This is a genomic window from Nocardia sp. NPDC006630, from assembly GCF_040611495.1.
In the GTDB taxonomy this organism is placed as follows: Bacteria; Actinomycetota; Actinomycetes; order Mycobacteriales; family Mycobacteriaceae; genus Nocardia.
Genome location: NZ_JBEXOK010000001.1, coordinates 23,940 through 42,700 on the forward strand (window position 1 = coordinate 23,940; position 18,761 = coordinate 42,700).

Annotated in this window: 17 protein-coding genes and 1 tRNA gene; 7 read left to right on the forward strand and 11 right to left on the reverse strand. The window is 66.2% G+C overall.

The genetic code is table 11. The annotated features are described in order from the left end of the window. Positions 1–24: 24 nt before the first annotated feature. The 8 genes from ABZX86_RS00105 to ABZX86_RS00140 are packed head-to-tail and all read right to left on the reverse strand — an operon-like array spanning position 25 to position 7,990. Positions 25–999, reverse strand: coding sequence for an MlaD family protein (locus ABZX86_RS00105; protein ID WP_355118454.1), 975 nt, complete (start codon positions 997–999; stop codon positions 25–27). Continuing rightward, the gene (locus tag ABZX86_RS00110; RefSeq protein WP_355118456.1) at positions 996–2,072 is read right to left on the reverse strand and encodes an MlaD family protein; all 1,077 of its coding nucleotides are present in this window, start codon (positions 2,070–2,072) and stop codon (positions 996–998) included. Before ABZX86_RS00110 ends, ABZX86_RS00105 begins: the two co-directional genes overlap by 4 nt. Then, entirely contained in the window at positions 2,069–3,169 is a 1,101-nt protein-coding gene (locus ABZX86_RS00115) for an MlaD family protein (RefSeq protein WP_355118457.1), read from the reverse strand. The genes ABZX86_RS00110 and ABZX86_RS00115 overlap by 4 nt, the downstream gene beginning before the upstream one ends. Next, positions 3,169–4,221, reverse strand: coding sequence for an MlaD family protein (locus ABZX86_RS00120; RefSeq protein WP_355118459.1), 1,053 nt, complete (start codon positions 4,219–4,221; stop codon positions 3,169–3,171). The genes ABZX86_RS00115 and ABZX86_RS00120 overlap by 1 nt, the downstream gene beginning before the upstream one ends. Beyond that, a complete protein-coding gene (locus tag ABZX86_RS00125; protein WP_355118461.1) occupies positions 4,206–5,225 on the reverse strand; it encodes an MlaD family protein in 1,020 nt (339 codons plus the stop codon). Before ABZX86_RS00125 ends, ABZX86_RS00120 begins: the two co-directional genes overlap by 16 nt. Then, on the reverse strand, positions 5,222–6,274 hold the full coding sequence (locus tag ABZX86_RS00130) for an MlaD family protein (protein ID WP_355118463.1): 1,053 nt from the start codon (positions 6,272–6,274) through the stop codon (positions 5,222–5,224). The genes ABZX86_RS00125 and ABZX86_RS00130 overlap by 4 nt, the downstream gene beginning before the upstream one ends. A 4-nt stretch (positions 6,275–6,278) precedes the next feature. Further along, positions 6,279–7,145 carry an ABC transporter permease gene (locus ABZX86_RS00135; protein ID WP_355119762.1) on the reverse strand — a complete coding sequence of 289 codons (867 nt, stop codon included), beginning with the start codon at positions 7,143–7,145 and terminating at the stop codon, positions 6,279–6,281. Then, complete coding sequence (locus tag ABZX86_RS00140) at positions 7,142–7,990, reverse strand: ABC transporter permease (RefSeq protein ID WP_355118465.1); 849 nt, start codon at positions 7,988–7,990, stop codon at positions 7,142–7,144. Before ABZX86_RS00140 ends, ABZX86_RS00135 begins: the two co-directional genes overlap by 4 nt. Before the next feature lie 468 nt (positions 7,991–8,458). Between ABZX86_RS00140 and ABZX86_RS00145 the strand changes: the two genes are divergently transcribed. After that, a complete protein-coding gene (locus ABZX86_RS00145) occupies positions 8,459–9,265 on the forward strand; it encodes a site-specific integrase (RefSeq protein WP_355118467.1) in 807 nt (268 codons plus the stop codon). A 91-nt stretch (positions 9,266–9,356) separates the two neighbouring features. On the opposite strand, the gene ABZX86_RS00150 is transcribed toward ABZX86_RS00145, so the two are convergent. Further along, positions 9,357–9,432: transfer RNA gene (locus ABZX86_RS00150), tRNA-Ala, on the reverse strand. A 121-nt stretch (positions 9,433–9,553) separates the two neighbouring features. Here ABZX86_RS00150 and ABZX86_RS00155 point away from each other — a divergent pair. The 5 genes from ABZX86_RS00155 to ABZX86_RS00175 all read left to right on the forward strand — a co-directional run bounded on the left by ABZX86_RS00155 (position 9,554) and on the right by ABZX86_RS00175 (position 14,813). Next, positions 9,554–10,078, forward strand: coding sequence for a phosphatase PAP2 family protein (locus ABZX86_RS00155; RefSeq protein ID WP_355118469.1), 525 nt, complete (start codon positions 9,554–9,556; stop codon positions 10,076–10,078). Positions 10,079–10,154: 76 nt separating this feature from the next. Beyond that, positions 10,155–11,246 (forward strand): serine/threonine-protein kinase, encoded by a 1,092-nt coding sequence (locus ABZX86_RS00160; protein ID WP_355118471.1) that lies wholly within the window; start codon positions 10,155–10,157, stop codon positions 11,244–11,246. A gap of 9 nt (positions 11,247–11,255) precedes the next feature. After that, positions 11,256–11,402: a hypothetical protein gene (locus tag ABZX86_RS00165; RefSeq protein ID WP_355118472.1), complete on the forward strand. Its 147-nt coding sequence runs from the start codon at positions 11,256–11,258 to the stop codon at positions 11,400–11,402. A 10-nt stretch (positions 11,403–11,412) separates the two neighbouring features. After that, positions 11,413–12,603 (forward strand): hypothetical protein, encoded by a 1,191-nt coding sequence (locus ABZX86_RS00170; protein WP_355118474.1) that lies wholly within the window; start codon positions 11,413–11,415, stop codon positions 12,601–12,603. Further along, on the forward strand, positions 12,600–14,813 hold the full coding sequence (locus tag ABZX86_RS00175) for a hypothetical protein (protein WP_355118476.1): 2,214 nt from the start codon (positions 12,600–12,602) through the stop codon (positions 14,811–14,813). The genes ABZX86_RS00170 and ABZX86_RS00175 overlap by 4 nt, the downstream gene beginning before the upstream one ends. A gap of 6 nt (positions 14,814–14,819) precedes the next feature. Here the strand turns inward: ABZX86_RS00175 and ABZX86_RS00180 are convergent, their stop codons facing one another. Both ABZX86_RS00180 and ABZX86_RS00185 read right to left on the reverse strand, forming a co-directional pair. Next, on the reverse strand, positions 14,820–16,322 hold the full coding sequence (locus ABZX86_RS00180) for a condensation domain-containing protein (RefSeq protein ID WP_355118478.1): 1,503 nt from the start codon (positions 16,320–16,322) through the stop codon (positions 14,820–14,822). A 401-nt stretch (positions 16,323–16,723) separates the two neighbouring features. Continuing rightward, positions 16,724–17,899 (reverse strand): cytochrome P450, encoded by a 1,176-nt coding sequence (locus ABZX86_RS00185; RefSeq protein ID WP_355118480.1) that lies wholly within the window; start codon positions 17,897–17,899, stop codon positions 16,724–16,726. A 34-nt stretch (positions 17,900–17,933) separates the two neighbouring features. Here ABZX86_RS00185 and ABZX86_RS00190 point away from each other — a divergent pair, with 34 nt between their 5' ends. Continuing rightward, positions 17,934–18,746 (forward strand): SAM-dependent methyltransferase, encoded by an 813-nt coding sequence (locus ABZX86_RS00190; RefSeq protein WP_355118482.1) that lies wholly within the window; start codon positions 17,934–17,936, stop codon positions 18,744–18,746. The last annotated feature ends 15 nt before the right edge of the window (positions 18,747–18,761 follow it).

Sequence of the window (18,761 nt, forward strand, 5' to 3'; positions counted from 1 at the left end):
AAAGATGGTGTGATGAACGGATATTCAGTGCGCGGGTGCGCTGAGATCGATCTGCAGCCGCACCGCACCGTCCGGGCTGACGCCGCGCAGCGCCTGCGCGATCAGGGCCGACAGATCCACGCCGGGCAACGCCGCGGCCCCATGCGCCATGAGTGGCTGCACCAGCGGGAACAGGGTGCGCAGATCGGGTCCGATCTTGTCGACATAGTCGGTCAGGGATCCGAGAAAGGGCAGCAGTCCGGTGCCGGTGTCGTAGGCATCGGGCACCGGCCGCGCATCGAGCAGATGCTGCAGCGACTCCACGACACCGCGCACCTTGGCGCCGAACTCACCCCACTGCGGCCCGGCTGCGGCCATATCGGCCCCGGCCCCGGCGACGTCAGGTCCCGGCACCTGGGCATTGGTGAGCAGGTTCCGGATCTGCGGAGCGCGGCTGAGTAGCGTGGCCGCCAGCAGATCCGAGGCGTGCGCCAGTTGCGGGACAAGCTCCTGGGTCCCGGCCAGCGCCTGCGCGTAGGTGTCGATCAACCGGCCCAGGATCTGCGGGTCGAACTGCTCGAGCATGCGGGTGACGGTGTCGGCCATCTCGGGAATCGAGACCGGCAATTGCACGGCCGTCGCCCGGACCTGCTGGCCGTCTTCGAGATACGGGCCGCCCGACCCGGACCTGAACTCCAAGTAGGACTCCCCCAGCGCGGACAATTGCTCGATGGTGACGCCGCTGTCGACCGGGATGCGATATTCGTCCCGGACGCGGAACTGGACACGAACGCCCTTGGGCGCGTTGGAGATCGACTCCACCTCACCGACCTTGATGCCGGAGAGCAATACCGGCGAATGCGCCACCAGCCCGACAGCGTCGGACAGTTCCATCGAGGCGGTGCGGTAGCCGGTGAACCAGTCCACCTTCACCACGGCGAAGGTCAGGTAGGCGCTGCCGAGCACGAACACGGCGGCAATCGCGGTCAGCGACAGTACCGAACTCGCCCGGACCCTCATCGGACCATGCCGATCATTCGCAGTACGCCGATCATATTGTCGACCTGTTCGTCGGTCGGCACCGCGACGGGCCCCGCCTGGTTCTCGGCGTGCAACCCGGTGACGGTGAGCTCCGGGCCTCGTTCGAAGAAGGGGATCAGCTTGTCCCGCAACAGACTCACCACTCGATTCAGATTGGACGGGGCGCTCAGGTTGAGCGGTCTGCCCGCGGCGAGCACCAGCGGGACGAACGCCTTCGCGGCGGCATCGCCCGCCCGCACCAGCGGAGTGATCCAGACCAGGGCGTGTGCGATGCCCCCGATCGCACCGACGATGCCGACGGTGTGGATGAGCGACTGCGCGATGGCGGTGATCGTGGCCGCGCCCTCGGGAGTCAGCAGGGTATCGAGCGCGTCCCGATTGTCCTGCACCGTCTTCACGTTCGTGGAGACGGCGGCGAGAAACGCATCGGAGGCGTCCAGGTTCGCGGCGACATCGATGAGGTCGTTCTTCAGCGCCGACGCCATCCGCGCCGTGTCGGCCGGATCGGGCGGCAGGGCGGCATTGATCTGCTCCACCACATGCTGGGCCGACTGCAGCGCGCCGCCGGAGACGAAGGTCGCCAATCCGGTGATCACGTCCTCGATCTGCAGTGCGGGCTCGGTCTGTGTGACAGGAACCGTGCCACCGGGCGGCAGCGGCGCACCGTGGTCCGGCCCACCGGAGTCCAAGGCGATATAGATATCACCGAGCACGGTGTCCTGCCGCAGCTGCACACGAACGGAACTCGGCAGCATGACCGACTTCTGAATGTCGACCTCGATCGTCGCGTAACCTGGCGCGGCCGCCGACGGGTCCACGACGGTGACGCCGGCCAAGGTGCCGACCCGCGCGCCGTTCGACATGACCTTCGCTCCGGCGGGCAGATTCAGCGCGTTGGCCAGCTGAATGTGCACCGGATAGGTGGGCCCCCGTACCCCGGCCCCTGGCAGCGTCAATTGTGACGGCTCGATCGAGCAGCCGAGCAAGGCGACCAGCAGCACCGGAGCGCACGCCACACCCGATGCGCGGCGGCCGATGACAGACAACCTCATCGCACACCCGCCATTGCGAGCAGCATCGGCACCAGAGACGCGGACGCCGTGCCGCCGCCGGTCCCCGCACAGCCACCGGGCGCGAGAACGTTGAGCGCCTGGCACACCTGATCCGCGTCCGGCTGCGCCAGTGCGACTTTCGGCGGTGCGTACGCGACCGACAGGCGACCGGTATCAGGATCCGAGACCTTCTGGAACAGCCCGTTCACCACCGGGATCATGTCGATGAGCTGCGACAGGCTGCCCACATTGGCGCCGATCAGATGCAGCAGCGGCACCGAACCGTCGAGAGCTCGCAGGATCGGTTTCCCGTACTTGGTGGTGATGTCATTGAGCAGGGGCAGCAGTGTCACAATCGAATTCACCATCTCGACGACCTGGTCCCAGACGTCATTGACCGTCTGCAGGATCGGTGCGAAACCGTTGAGCATTTCGCGTAGCTTTCCCCAGCCGCCGGCCACGCTCATCGACAGTTCGTCGACCGTGTCGATCAGCGAACCGATATGCCCGATGGCGGCATCGGGCGAACGTACCGCGGATGCCAGATCGCGGATCAGTCCGTTCAGCTTGGGTCCACTGCCCGCAGTGGCTTGATCGAACGCGGCCACCGCGTGCTGGACCTGATCGCGTTTGACCGGATCGTCGCCACCTTGGAGCTCGTCGGCGACCTTGGACAGCGCTGTGAAGGTCTGAGTGAGGCTCTTGGGGGTGGAGGTCTGGGTGATGCAGGTTCCCGGGTTCCAGACCGGGCCGCCGGTGTCGCCCACCACCGCGAGGGTCCGGTCCGCGAGCAGCGTGTCCGAGACCGTCGTCGCGCGCACGGTGCCTTGCGGCGGATGCGCGGCATCGATATCGAAATCCACCCGCACTCCCGCGACATCGGGGCGAATGCCGTGCACGGTACCGACTTTCATCCCCCGGATGGTGACCGCATTACCGTCGTACAGGCCGATGGAATCGGGCATGATCGCGCAGTATCCGACCGTCTTCTTCATCGGATCCAGCAGCACGAACGCACCCGCCGTCACCATCACAGCGACCAGCAGGCCGCCGAGAACAGTAACGAACCCACGCGTGAGCAGAATGCGCCGCAGCATCAGCAACCCCTCCCCGGCAATGGAATACACAGATCCGGGACCGTCAGTGTGGTACCGGACTGATCGATGGTCAGTGGCCCCGGCTCGGCCGCCAGGCCCTTCAGCCGGGTGCCGAGCCCGCCGATCGCACCGGCCACGTCCCCCAGTCGCGCACCCAGTCGCTCCAATTCGGGATAGGTCTCGACAAGCTTGTCCGCCAGCGGTTCCAGATTCACGCGCCAGGCCGGTTCGACCGCGGCCAGCCGGGAGAGCAGTTCGCTGACCACCCGCAGCGCCTCGATGACCTCGCCCTGACGGCCCAGCACAGTCGTCTCCATGGCGCCGATCTTGGTGAGCATGGCCCCGATCACCCCTCGAGAACGGCCCAGCATGCTCAGATATTCATCGGCGACATCGAGTGCCTGATTCACATCGGCGTTCTGCCGATTCATCACATCGACCACCGAGACCAGCGCGTCGGTCATCGCCTGCAACGAGCCTGGACTGCGGTCCAGGGCGGCACTCACCGCGGAGATATTGCGGCGCAGGGTCTCTCCGTCGACGGCGGTGAGCGGCCGCTGGGCATCGCGTAGCGCATCGGCCAGGTTGTAGGGCAGCCGTACATGATCGGCCGAGATGGTCGCCGCACCCAGCGCATGCTCGCCCGCCGGAACGACGGCGACATAGTGCCCGCCGATGGCGGTGAGCATGCGGATATCGAGTGTGGTGTGCTCGCCCAGGAAGACTGCGTCCTCGACCGTGAAGCGCATGAACACCGAATCCGAACGCAGATCCAGGGATACGACCTTGCCCACGGTGATACCCGCGATGCGCACGTCCTCGCCCACCCGCACCGAACGGGCGTCCTCAAGCGCCGCCGAATACGTGTGCTTACCCAGCGGCAGCACATAGGTGACAGCACAGACGGCCAGCAGCAACGCCGCGCCCGCCAGGCCGATCAGGCCGAACACCAACTGCCGTTGACGCTGCGCCGTCTCGTGCCGATCGATGCCGCGCAGCAGGCGCACCAGTGCCCGTAGCAGGCGCGGTGCCGCGCTCAGCCGTTCTTGCATACCGAAATCCTCTGTCCGTGAATCAGCACATCGGCCAGGACCGGAACCTGCGCGTGCCCGTGCGTGCAGGTCAGATCGACGCTCTGCCCGGGAGCCGGGATCAGAGCGGTCAGGCCCTGCACCACCGCGGGCAGTTTTCCGAGTGCGTCCAGCGCTGCCTTCGGATCCGGAAACAACTGCCGCAGATCGGCATTCAGATCGGGGTTGCCCGGATGGGTGAATCCGAGGGTGGCGAGCAGATCATTGAACGCCCCGAGCACCGGAGGCGCGATATCTACGGCATCCATCAGGCCGTCGAACTGCTGCTGAAGATTGACGAAGACATCCGAGATCCCCCGCAGCAGGGTCTGCGCCTCCGTCGAGTGCCCGCCGATCTGATCGGAGACCTGCTGAAAGTTGTGCAGCAGCAGGGAAATAACCGCTTGCCGGTCACTGACGTAGGAGCTGAGCGTGCCGATCGCATTGAGCGTGGCGCCGATCCGGCTGCCGTCGCCCTCGAAGACCGCCAGCGCATTGACAGCCAACTCGTTGACCGCCTCGGGCGAGAACTCCTTCAGCACCGGCTCCATACCGTTGAACAGCGCGGTGATATCGATCGATCCGGTGCTGTGATCGGCGCCGACCGTGACGCCGGTGGCGATCGGCCTGCCGGGCTGGGCCGGCTGCTGGATATCGACATAGCGCTGACCGGCCAGGTTCTGGTATCGGATCGAGTACCGAGTGCTGTCGTAGAGCGGCCGGTCATCGCGCACCCCGATCCGCACCCGGGCCATTGTGCCGTCCAGCGAGATTCGCTCGACCTTGCCGACCGCCACGCCGAACATGCGCACATCGTCACCGGTCTTGAGACCGTTGGCATCGGTGAACACCACATCGATTGCCCGGCTCGCACCGCCGACCGGGCGTTGGATGGCAAGCAGGATGCCTGCCAGCAGAACCCCGATCAATGCGACGAAAAACACCAGACGCCACACTGTTCCGAAGATCGAACGGCTTGTGCTCATCGTCCTCCCTCCGAAGTCGTTCCGGGCAGCGGCCGCCCGCCGAGTAGCGGCACCGCGACGCCGGGTACGCCGCGCAGCGTGACGTCCAGGGCGAGCGCGGGTCCGTTCGGGCCGTCGCGGAAGCTCCGGTCCAGCCGGTCCAGCAGTTCGGTGAAATCGGCAGTGGCGAGCGCCGGGTCGGGCACCATCCGCGCCAGTTGATCCACCAGCACCGCGGCGCTGTCGGTGTAGCCCTGCAGCGACTGCTTCGCCGACAACCCCAGCGCCGCGATCCCGGGGAACAGCCGGTCCACCACCAGGCTCACGCCGATATCGAAACGTGCACGGTCGGTGCGGAATACCTGCATGTTGTAGGTCTCGTGCACCAGTCGCACCGTGCCGTCGGCGAACTTGCCGACCCCGTCGATGAACGAGGCGTACTGGTCGATGAGGAAGGCGGACGGATAGTGCTGGGTGTCCGCGACAGCCTCGGCGACCGTCACCATCGCACGCAGCAGCGGCGTGAACGCCGCCATATCGGCCCCCGCATGAGTCAGCAATTCGGTCAACTCCGGGGTGAGCACCCTGGTCGTACCGGCCGATACCGACCGCAGCAGATTGCCCATGGTCACGTCGGTCACCCGGCCCGCCCCCGTGAGTTCCACGATCGAACCGTCACGCAGCGGGGCGCCGCCGCCACGCCCCTTCAGCGCAACCTCGCTGATGCCGAACAGGTTCGCCGGCGCGTAATCGATATCGAAACTATCTGTGAGGCCGAACAATTCGGCGGGATCGAGTGCGAGGGACACCAACTGGCGCCCCGTAGCGAGACTGGTGATTCCGGTGACGCTGCCCACCCGCACACCGTGCAGGCTGACCGGCGCTCCGGCTTTGATGCCGTCGCCGATTCGACTGGTGCGCAAGTCGATTCGCAACAAGTGCGGCTGCCGCGCCGCCTCCGTGCCGCGCCAGGCCACGAGCGAGGCCAACACCAGCAGCACCATGACGACGCCGGTGATCCGGGCACGGCGTGGGCTGGTGGCGACTCCGGGCATTGCGTATGCAGGCATTCGTCTACCCCGTGAACGTGATGGTCGAGTCGATGCCCCAGAGCATGATGGTGAGCACCATGTCGAGGGTGATGATGGCAATGAAGCTGGCGCGCACGGCGCGTCCGGAGGCAATGCCCACGCCCTCGGGTCCGCCGGTGGCGAAAAAGCCCTGATAGCAATGGATCAGTATGACGGCGATGCTGAACACCAGCATTTTGATGACTGCGGCGATCACATCCCAGCCGCTCACGAACTGGGAGAAGTAGTGGTCGTAGACCCCGGTGGATTGCCCGTGCACCACCAGCACGACCGCCGAACAGGACACATAGCTCAGCAGCAGGGCCACCAGGAAGGTCGGCACCACGGCGAGCGCACCGGCGATCAGCCGCGTCGTCACCACGAACGGAACAGATTTGAGGCCCAGCGCCTCGAGCGCGTCGATCTCCTCGGAGATGCGCATCGAACCGATCTCGGCAGTCATGCGGCAGCCCGCCTGCGCGGCGAAACCGATCGCCCCGGCAATCGGCGCGAGCTCCCGGGTGTTCGCGAACGCCGATACCACTCCCGTCATCGGTCCCATACCGAGCAGGTCCAGTGCGGCGAAGGATTGAATACCCACACCCGCACCCATGGCGACGCCGAGCACGATCAGCACCGGCACCGTACCGCCGCCGACAATGAAAGAGCCTCGGCCCCAAGTCATATCGGTGATCGTGCGCATGGTCTGCGGGCGGTAGCGGCGCAGCGTCAGCGGCACCGACGCGAAGACCTGCCAGACGAAGGCCAGCGCGAAACCCGCCGAATCCAGCGGTCCCAGCAGCCGCTCGCGCCCGCGCACCATGCGGAACAGCCGACCCAGCCCGCGCGGGGCGTACGGTGCGGCCATCAGGCGAACTTCGTCGGCAGGAACATCGTCACGAACTGGGTGACAATCACATTCGTCACCGAGATCCCGACGATGGACAAGACCACCGCGGCATTCACACCGTCGGCCACGCCACGTGGTCCGCCCGCCGCCTCCAGCCCGCGCTGACACGCCACCACCACCACGATCAACCCGAACAGGGCTGCTTTGACCAGCGAGATCACCAGGTCAGTAGGCGAGGTGAAAGAACCGAAGGCAGACCAGTAGCTGCCCGGCGTGACGCCCTGAATACCGGTCGCCACCGCGTAACCCGACAGCACACCGGTGAAGATGATCAGCACATTGAGCAGCGGCGCGATGAACAGCATCGCCGCCATACGCGGAATCACCAACCGGTGCAGCGGGCTGATACCCATGGTGTCGAGTGCGTCGATCTCCTCCCGAATGCGTCGCGCGCCGAGGTCCGCGGCAATGGTCGCGGTGCCCGCGCCGCCGAGCAGCAGCCCGGTCGCCATCGGCGCACCCTGCTGAATGACGCCGAGCCCACCCGCAGCTCCCAGCAATGAATCCGCACCGACCTGATGAATGAGATTGCCGACCTGCACCGAGACGACCACCCCGAACGGCACCGCCATGAGCACGGCCGGGATCGCCGTCACCGTCACCAAATACCAAGCCTGGTGCAGAGTTTCGCGCCAGTGAAACCTGCCGGTGACCAAATCGACGCACCCACCGGCGACCGCGCCGCATGCCAAGGCGATGGCCCGCCCGAACGTCCGCAGGCTCGACAGCACGACGTCGGCGACATTGCCACGGATCTCCCGCCCCAGCGATTTCGAACCGGTCCGGTTCGGCATGGTCGACGACATCACGACCTCCCCTTCCTGATTGCTTCGAGCGGGCAGCCACCCTCGAATAAGGAGCGTGAAGCGTCGGCACCTGCCGGTCGCACGCCTACCCGTGTCGGGGAATTGCCTTGTCCCGCATCACATCGTGGGCGAGAGTGTGACGTGGAGCAATGTGCCCGTGACCGCCGAATAACCGTGCAGATCGGGCGAATGCACCCGGCAGTGAAATGGCCGCGGATCGTAGCGCTACTAACTCTCACCCAGCTCAGGCACTTCGGGGATGTCGACAAGCTGGTGGGTTGGATGCTGACCGACGGCCGCGTGGACCAGCGCGCCAACGTGGACCCAAATTCTCTGTCCTCGCGAGTCGCGGCATTCGTGGCGCTGCACACGGACGGCGTGACTGCGAGAGCGATACAGACCGAGTTTGCCGGCCAGGACGTTCACACGCGCCTATCCGCACTACTACGGGCTGGCAGAATCCAGCGGGTGAGCCGGGGCGTGTACGCGGCGGCGGAAGCCCAGGACAGCACGCAGCCGCATGGCGTCAAGCCCGTAACCGTGCGGTCGACCCTTACGGCCTTGTCCATGATGGTTCAGTCCTACGTGGACCAGGGAAAGTTGCCGCGCAACGTCGTGGCGTTGGTGGAGCGCCCGGCCGATGAGATCGACGACAGGGACGATGACGACGACGCCGAGGATCCGAAGGCGTGGACGGTCGCGGAGGTCCAGCGATTCCGCCAGGTGGCTCAGGGCCACCGGCTGTACGCCGCCTGGCTCATGTCCACGTACGGGATGCGCCGCTCGGAAGTTCTGGGCATGAGGTGGACCCGGTTCTCCGATGCCTCGCTGAAGGTCCGCCGGGGCCGAGTCGCGGTCGGCACGACCACGGAAGAGAACCTTCCCAAGTCCAAGCGGTCCCGCCGGGATCTTCCGCCGCCGACGGAACTGGCCGCAGCGCTTCGCAGCCTGAAACGCGTCCAGCGTGCCGAATGCCTGGCGCTGGACATCGAATGGACCGACGACCGTCTGATCGTGGTGGACGAAGCGGGTGCTCCCCTCCGACCTGAGCGCTACTCCGATGAGTTCCAGCGAATCTCACGAGCGGCCGGGCTGCGACGTATCCAGCTGAAGGGGCTTCGGAATTCGTCCGTGAGTTCCATGCTGGCCCTGGGGATTCCGGTGCACATTGTGGCGGCGTGGCACGGGCACGATCCGGCAATGTCTCTGTCGATCTACTCCGTCGTCCAGGGTGAGGACTTAGCAGCGGCCGGATCCGCGGCTTTCGGGTCGTAGCCCGATGAGGGGAATTCCCAAGAGTTGGCACACTTTTGGCACACTGGAAGTACCCCGCTCCCCTGATGGGGAATGGATCTGGTCTCTGACCTGGTGGAGCTAAGGGGATTCGAACCCCTGACCCCCTCACTGCCAGTGAGGTGCGCTACCAGCTGCGCCATAGCCCCGTGCTCGTTGGACGAGCGACTGGATGAAGTTACCGAGCCGGGTGGGGGAACTGCAAATCGGGTGGGTGACACGCCCTGGGAGACGGCGGGTGGGGCGGGGCGGTGATTGATGATGGGCGGCATGGTCCGGGTGCCGTGGGGGCGTGCGGGGTGGTTGGGGTTGGCCGCGGGGGTGGTGGGTGGGGTGTATTTGCTGCTCAGCTGGCAGGTTTGGGTGGTGGGGTGGGCGGTTGACTGGGATGTGGGGGTGTGGGAGTGGTTGGTGGGGCATCGGACGGCGGGGTGGACGACGGTGGCTCGGGAGGTCACGTTCTTCGGGAATCCGGGGCGGGCGAGCTTGATTGCGATCCTGGTCGCGGGGGTGGCGTGGTGGCGGCGGAGGTTCGGGGCGGCGGTGCTGGTGTACCTCGGGTCGCGGCCGGGGCGAATGCGGGCCTGGGGTGCGGCTGCGGTGGCCGCGGTGCTGGTGGTCGCCATGTGTGCGACGCGGTTGTATCTGGGCGTGCACTGGCTCACCGACGTGGCCGGCGGGGTGTTGCTGGGGACCGCGGTGGTGTTGTGTGCGGGAGTTGTGCAGATCCGGTGGCAAGTTGATAACGAACCGACTGCTCGTTCGCTGAATGCCCAGCAGGGCAAGGAAATATAGCGAGGCGCTCGCGCGTGGCGCGCGTACACTCGGCGGTGATTTGGGAGTCCGCCGGGCTTGGAGGGATCGCACGCGCTTGAGGCTGATCAATGGCCGTTACGAGCTACGGGAACTCGTCGGCAGAGGGGGAATGGCCGAGGTCTGGGACGCGTGGGACAGACAGTTGCGTCGCCGGGTCGCGGTCAAAGTGCTCGATTCCGGGAGTCTGCCACCGCTGGAACAGGATGAGCGGATTCAGCAGGAACGGTTCGAGCGCGAGGCGCATATTGCCGCGCAGATGAACTGCACGAATATCGTCACGGTGCACGATGCCGGCGTTTTCGTCGAAAACCGCAGGCGCTACCCGTTCTTGGTGATGGAGTTCATTCCGGGCGAGAACCTACGCCAGCATCTGCGCCATCCGGAGAACTGGTCGCTACCGAGCCTGCTCAGAATTCTCACCGATGCTCTCAGCGGCCTCGTATACGCGCACTCCAAGCAGGTGGTGCATCGGGATATCAAGCCCGAGAACATTATGATCGGCCCGGACGGCACGGCGAAACTCGCCGATTTCGGCATTGCGATCGAGATGCGCGAGCACATCCAGCGCCTCACCCAGGCCCAGCGCGCACTGGGCACCCAGCACTATTCGGCTCCGGAGTACCTGCACCACGGGCAGATCACCCACCTCAGCGATGTGTACTCCTTCGCCGTGGTCTGCGCCGAGATACTCCCCCGCGCCTACGGCCCCGCCGGAATTCCGGACGACCTCAAAGTTGTACTGGATCGGTCACTTTCCCCGGATCCGGCGCAGCGGCACCGATCGGCGGCGGAATTCCAGCACTATTTCTGCGAGGCGCTCGAACGCGTATCGAACGCCACCCGGACCACCCGGCCCGGAACGGTCCCGGACCAGCTGCGACAGTCCCAGACCTCGGTGCTGACTCCCGGTGCGCTCCGTGAGCCGGAGCTGGAAACCGCTGACCCGCTGCTGTATTCGTCGACCTGGAATTTCTTCCTGATTCCCGCACTGGCCTCCCGGCAGCGGCTGCTCGCCGGACTGGCCAAGGACGATTACCGCTATGTCGCCGCTCTGTTCGGCGTCGCCGCGACGGCCGGAATCGCGCTCGGCGGACTGGTTTTCCTACTGCTCGCCTGGCTGCTCGTGCAGGTCGGGAAGTTCGTGTGAGGTGAGATAGTGAGAAATCGACAGGTGGGGATGGCATGGCAGCGGTACGTGTATCCGGGATCGCGTGCGTCGCACTGGCTTTGGACGGCCTTCCGGGTGGGCGTGGTGTTCTTCGCGGGCACGATCGCGATATTCACCCTGGCGGTGCTCACGTGAGGTACCCGGCGTGAGAACCGTCTGCCTGAACTGCCTCAACGAATTCACCTACGACCGCGAGCGCAATCGCTGGTACACCGTGATCCGCCAGCGCAACGGCGGTCACGCCAAGCAGATCGAAACCTATTTCGACAAGCTGAATCTGCGCTGCCCGAACGGATGTGAGATCGATCCGGTCATCCTCGACCATCCGACGAAGGTGATCGGATTCGTCGGCGAATCGGCGTCTTCCAAGAGCCATCTGATCGTATCCATGATCCATTCGATGATGAACGATCCGAAGCTGGCCGCGCGGTTCTCCTTCATCGTCTCGCCCAAATCGGCGAGCCTCTGGACCGCCCTGGAGGCCCGCCTGCTGGACCGGCGTGCGCTCGACGCCACCGGGCCGCGGCGCATGGCGATGGAGCCGACCCGTCACCTCGACGGCATCTCCACTTCGACGCAGCGACAGACGCAGGGTCATACCTGGGCCGGGCTGGAGCAGCGCAAACCCATTCTGGTGACGGTGTATTCGGTGCACACCGCGAGCGCCGTCAATCTCGCCTTCGTCGATGTGGCGGGTGAGGATATCGCCGACGGCGCGGTCGCCGCGCGGGTGAGTCCGCATCTGGCGGTGGCCGATTTCCTGTGGTTCGTGGTGCCGTCCACGCTGAACAAGCAGTATCTGGCGCTCATGCGGGAGCAGGCCGATCCCGATAATCAGGAGAGCCTGGCCAATACTGTCGAACACTCGCAGACCGTCGGGCGCACCACGCTCATGATCGATCAGATCGCCAAGCTCTGGCGGGCGGCCAACAGCTACCCCATTCAACTGCCGATCGAACCGCCGCGGGTGCACGTCTCGACGATTGTCGCCAAGACCGATCTGCTGTCGCTCATCGATCTGCCCGAACTGAATATGGTTGCGCCACCGTCGAATTGGTCGGACAGCCCGGTGAGCAGCAATGGTGCGGGCAACTCCTACGATCCGGTGCAGATCGTGCAGCGCAGCGAGATCACCAGAAATCTGGTGCGGCGGCTGTTCCCGGCCGTCGATTCGGCGCTGTCCATCCACTTCCCCTGGAATATGTACTTCCCGGTATCGGCGGTGGGTTGCGGAAAGCGCGGCAATGGCACGTATCCGGTGTTCAAACCCTACGGTGCGGCCGATCCGGTGGTCTACATGCTGGACATGATCGAGGAGCTACGGGCCTACCGATGACAGGATTTCCGCAACTGCTGTGTGGGTGGGCGCTGGTCAATCTCGAATCCTCGGGGGCCGGAGTCGGTGTGGTGGCGCGGTCCGGAAACTGGCCTGCCGCACTGGGTTCGACGGTGCGCGAGCTCGGATCGCTGGTGACACTGCCCGACGGCGAGTATTCGGCGACGCCCGAATCGTTCGTACTGGAATTCCGGATTGCCCGGGGGCTGGCTGTCGCGGGCCTGAAGACGCCGTCGGAGGTTCGGCCGGGCACCTGCGTCACACATCTGATCGCGGGTGAACGTGGTGCGCTGGACGGGATTACGGCGCTCCGGCTACACGAGTCCGGCGAATTGCTGACCTCCTTGAACGGGTCGGTATCGCCGACCGAGCACTGGCCGCTCGCCGATCCCGCGCCGGAAACCGATGAGCAGATCTTCGCCGCGGAGACCCTGGCCGCGCTCGCGGACCCGTGGCTACCGGCGCTCGTCGGCGCGGTGCTCGCACATCTCGCCGGGCAGGGGCCGGGCGTCACCCTGCACGTCGCCGGCGCCCGGGACGCGGTCACCATGCTGCAGGCGCTGTACGGGATTGTTCCGCGAGATACCTTGCGGGAGTTGACATTCTCCACCGGCCCCGGACAGCCGTCCGAGGCCCCGTCGATCGTGACCGTGATCGGCCGGGACACCCCGGCACCCGATCGCGTCACCATCAACCCGGACAGCTCCACCGAAGAATCCGCGGACACCTACCCGAATCTCGGCCGGACCATTGTCGAGCACCGCCGCGCCGGTGTGGTGCTGCCCGCCGAACTCGCGACGGTGCACGACATCCGGCAGTGGTGTTATCAACAGCATCTGCGCACCGTCGATCCCGCACTGCTCGACGATGCCCAACTGGTGCAGGTCATCACCGATCCGGGGCTGGCGCCGGAGTGGTTCGACAATACGACGGTCGCCCGGCGCGCGATTCATCTGGCTCTCGACAAGACCGCTGTCACAACGGCATTGGCGCAGCTGGATCATCTGCCGAACGTGCGCACCGCCTTCGAGCAGACGCTGATCGAATGCGTCATGAACGACAATCGCCGCCGCAACCGCGCGACACAGGTCGCCCATCAGCTCGGCTTCGATATCAGCGCGGTCGTGACCGCCTCGGCCTTTCAGCGACTCGAGACCGGCACGCTCACCGCGAGCGATGCGAAAACCGTATGGCCGCAACTACAGCACGACTGGAGCACCGGCGAGGCCGCCGATCGGAGTCTGGTCGTCGAACGGCTGCACCAGCATCGCGCCCTGCGCGAGTTCACCATCGGATCGCGTGATCGCGCCCTGGTGTACGAAACGGTGCGCGCCGAGATCAATGATCCGGCCGTGCACACCGGCAGCAGTCAGCTGCTGCGCAGCGCCATGTACACCCATCTGCCGATCGTCGCGCAGCTCATGGTGAACGCGTCCTGCACCAGCCGGGACCGCTACCTGCTCGAACAGCTCATGGCGTGCGCACCCGCGGATCGCCTGGCGCCGTTGATCACCGAGTGCATGCGCTATGCGGGTGTGGACGCCTTCGAGCTCATGAAGGCCGTCACCATCGTGCGGGCGGAGCCTGCCGAACTGGTCGAAGCGCTGCAACCGGCGTGGGCGTCGCTGCGGCGCACCCTCGGCCTGCCGGAGGCGGTGGAGAGCCTGACCGTGCTCGAGGCCGAGCAGCCGGAGCCCGCACGTTCCCGGCTGCGCCACAGCATGTTCCAGCGCAGCCGGAACAGAGGTCACTGGACGAAGACCGAGGTGTCCGGCATCATCCACGCCGCCGCCGACGACCCCCTGGTGATCGAGGAGAACTTCGAGATCCTGCGCGCGGCAATCGATTCCGATATGGAATTCGTCGCGGTCTGCATGGCGGGGCGCTCCGCCACCGCCGAGGGCGAGGTGGTGCTGCACCAGATCCTCGGCTGCACCTCACGCGAACAGCTACCCGCCCTCATCACCGCCTGCGCCCAGCAGCGCGATCTCGAACCGCTGACCCTGCTGCGCGCGATCTGCGCCCTCGAACCGTCCCCCGAAGCGCTGGTCGCCATGCTCTCCAGCGGATGGCCCCACCTGCGCACCCATCTCGACCTCCCCCGCCGCATCGCCAACCTGGTCACCCTGGACCCCACCGCAGCCCATCCCCCACGACTTCAACCCCCCGACCGCCCGAAGAAGGCGCGCCGCAACCCCTTCGGCCGCTAGCACTACTCAGCAGGAGGCGGGGCGGGGGCGGCCGGCGCGGCGGCTGCGGCGGCGGGGTGCGCTGTCGAGCAACGGTGACAGCGGGCCGTCGTACCCGGTGGCGATCAATCGGACTGTGGCGTGGAACTTTTCGACGAAACGCTCGGCGGTATCGCGGTCGAAGAGAGCGGTCGGGTAGAGGAAAGGGCCGTTGATGCCGGTGGGGGCGCCGGTGTGGTCGTAGTGCTCGGTCAGGCCGAATTCCAGGTCGTGTTTGGCGCGCACAACGCCGGTCGGGACCTCGGTCACCGTCAGGCCGCGACCGGTCACCGCTCCGGGCGGATCGGCCTCGGCGCGCTGCAGGATGAGGGTGGCCTGGAAGAGCGGATGGCTCGGGTCCTGCGGGAGGCAGCGCAGCAGCCGGGGATTGGAGGTATCCGGATTCGCGAAGGCGGCCAGCGCAACCCGGCGCACCTGCTCGAGCAGTTCGGTCATATCGGCGGCGCGGTCCAGGCGGATGCGCATGAGGACGTCGTCGGCCAGATTGCCGACGATATCCGCGAGCAGGGGATCATCACGGCCGGAGACGGCGGTCGCCACCGTGACATCCGAGGATTTCGCGAAGGCCGCGACACTCACCGCGAAGGCAGTCTGCAGCATCATGAAGACACTCGAGCCCACCCGCCGGGCGCGGCACAGCAGATCACGATGCACATCGGCGTCGAACTGCACCTGGACGAGATCCCCGGCGGCCTCGCGTCGGACCGAAGACGTTCTGTCATAGGGCAATTCGAGCGGCATCGGCCGGCCGACCAGATTATTGGCCCAGTACCGCAGCTGAGTGCTGGCGCGGCTGCACGGATCCTCGTACGTGCCCAGGTACTCGTGCTTCCACAGCGTGTAGTCGATGTAGTCGACCGGCAGCGGCAGCCAGGCGGGCGCCTGCCGTGCGGTCCGGGCGCCGTACGCGGTGACCAGATCCCGCAGCAGCGGCCCGATCGAGGCGCCGTCCAGGGAGATGTGGTGCACCACCAGGGCCAGCACCACATCCCGCGCGCCGAGCCGGTAGACGCGGGCCCGGATCGGCACCTCGGTGGCGAGATCGAAGGCGTCGCCGCTGAATTCGGCGAGCCGCTCGGTGAGCTCGCCCGCGAAACTGTCCACGACGGCCACCTCGATCCGCGCCACATCGGCGTCCATCACCACCTGGATGGGTCCGTGCGCGGTGGCCGGATAGCAGGTGCGCAGCGGTGCGTGCCGCCGCATCACATCGTCGATGGCGGCGATCAGCGCACCGATATTTACCGCCTGTCCACGAATACGAAACGCGCGAGCAACATTCCAGTCAGCTGAGTAACCTGCGGCGGCCGCATGCCACATGCGCTCCTGCGCCGGAGCCAGCGGGATTCTCGGTGCGCGTGGCATGCGCCGCACAGGCTTCGGCTCTGCGATGATTTGCAGGAATTCAGCGACGTCAGCGGGTTTACGACGCACCACCGGGCTCGTCCGGGCAGCAACCGGTAGGGACATCGACGCCGTCCTCTCAGCTGCCACGCATGCAGATCACCGCCGCCCCATAAATCCGGCAGCACTGCAGGACGACAGTCCGGCCACCGTAGCAAAGGCGAGGCTATTCAGGGCGGTCAGAAAAGAGACACAGACCACTAGCGGATGAACGTTTAGCGAGGGCCCGTCATCACGCACAGCAGTGCCGCGCCGGCGCGCATCCGCGCCGACACGATCGCCGCGCACGACTTCGTCTGTCGCGCACAGAATCTGCGGTGATTTCGTGCGGGGCGGACGAGCCACCGCACGAGAGAAGAAGGTGTGCGCGGTCGGCGGGCACGACCTCGATCCCGGGCGCCCCACATGCGCATCGCCTTCGGATTTTGCGAAATCCTTGCGCAGCGCGCGGCGCCCGGAAGCCTTACTCAGCGCAGGGTGACGGTGGTCGGCAGGCTTGCGAACCCGCGGTTGTTCGAGGAGTGGATGCGGCGCAGGCCGGATTCGTCGATCTCGAAGTCGGAGACGGCGGCGGCGATCTCCTGCAGGGCGATACGCAGTTCCAGCAGTGCCAGATTCGAGCCGAGGCAGTGGTGGCGGCCGCTACCGAAGACCAGGGAGTCGCTGGTATCGCGATCCAGATCGAAGGCGTCCGGATCGGCGAACACCGCCGGATCACGATTGGCCGAACCGGTGAGCAGCAGCATGCGGGCGCCGGCCGGGATATCCGTGCCGTGCAGCGAAATAGCCTCGGTGGTGGTGCGCAGCGCGCTCTGCGTCGACGGATCCCAGCGCATGGACTCGTCGATCCAGTCCTCGGTGCGCCCGTCCAGGGCGAGGCGGCGCTGATCGGGGTGCAGCCAGGCCGCATGCCAGGCATTGCCGAAGGTCAGCATGGCGGTCTCGATACCGGCGCCGACCAGCAGGATGAGAACGCCGACAATCTCCTCCGGCGTGAGCCGGTCATCACCGTCGGCGGCATCGAGCAGCCCGGAGAGCAGATCGTCGCGGCGCTCCCTACTGCGTTCGATGGTGAGCTCGGTGTAGTAGCCGACCAGCGCGCCGATGGCCTGCATGGCCTCGGGCCGCAGATCGGCAGACTCCTCATCGGTGTACATGATCTCCATGCCGAGCTTGCGAATCATCTCGCGATCGGCCTCGGGCACGCCGACCAGTTCGGAGATCACATCGGTCGGGAACGGACCGGCGAAATCGGTCATGAGATCGAAGCTGCCGCGTTCGAGCAGCGGATCCAGTACGCCGCGCGCGATCTCCTGTAGTCGCGGGGCCAGCGACTGCACTCGATGCGCGGTGAAGGCGCGGGCCACCAGACCGCGCAGCCGGGTGTGCTTGGGCGGATCCATGGCGACGAAGGAGAAGAAGCGTTCCGCCTGCGGCCCCCAGAAGGCGGGCTCCATCCGCAGCCCGTTCACGCTGGAGAAACGCTCCGAATCCCGGAGCGCGGCCAGCACGTCGGCATGCCTGGAGAGCGCCCAGAAGTCGTCGGTATCGTTCCGGTAGACGGGAGCCTCGGTACGCAGCCTGGCATAGTGGGGATACGGATCGGCGTGAATATCGAAGTCGTATGGGCTGTAGCGCGACATGAGCAAACACTAATCGAATTGGATTGGGAGCGTAGTGAACTCGGAATCGGCAGCGGAGCGCATCGACACCACCAAACCGCATCCGGCCCGTCGTTACGACTATTGGCTGGGCGGTAAGGACAATTACGCCGCCGACCGCGAGTCCGCCGACGCGGTGGCCGAGGCCTTCCCGACCGTGCGGCTGGCCGCGGTGGAGAACCGCAACTTCCTGCGCCGGGTGACCGCGTACTTGACCGCCGAAACCGGTATCCGCCAGTTCCTGGACATCGGCGCGGGCCTGCCCACCGCGGGCAATGTGCACGAGATCGCCCAGGGCATCGCCCCCGAATCGCGCATTGTCTACGTGGACAACGACCCCATCGTGCTGGTGCACGCGCGCACCCTGCTCAACAGCGCCCCCGAGGGCGCGACCGCCTATCTGGACGCGGACCTGCGCGATCCGGAGCGCATCCTGTCCCATCCGGATCTGCTGGCCACCCTGGATCTGAACAAGCCCGTGGCGCTGATGCTGGTCGCCATCATGCACTTCTTCACCGATGAGACCCGCCCCTACGAGCTGGTGCGCACGCTCTGCGACGCCCTGCCGCCGGGCAGCCACCTGGTCATGTCGCATGCCACCAACGACTACCTCGACGATGAGGATGTGGCCCGCACCCGCGAGGCCAATCAGCGCAGCGGAGTTCCCTTCCAGCTCCGCTCGAGCGCCGAGTTCGCGAAATTCTTCTCCGGGTTCGACATGGTCGCGCCGGGCATCACCTCGGTGACGGCGTGGCGGCCGGACGAGTGGCGGCCGCATCCGCGCGCGGAGGCCGTCTCCATGCTCGGCGGCGTCGCGCACATCTCGTAGCGCAGCGCCCGTCCC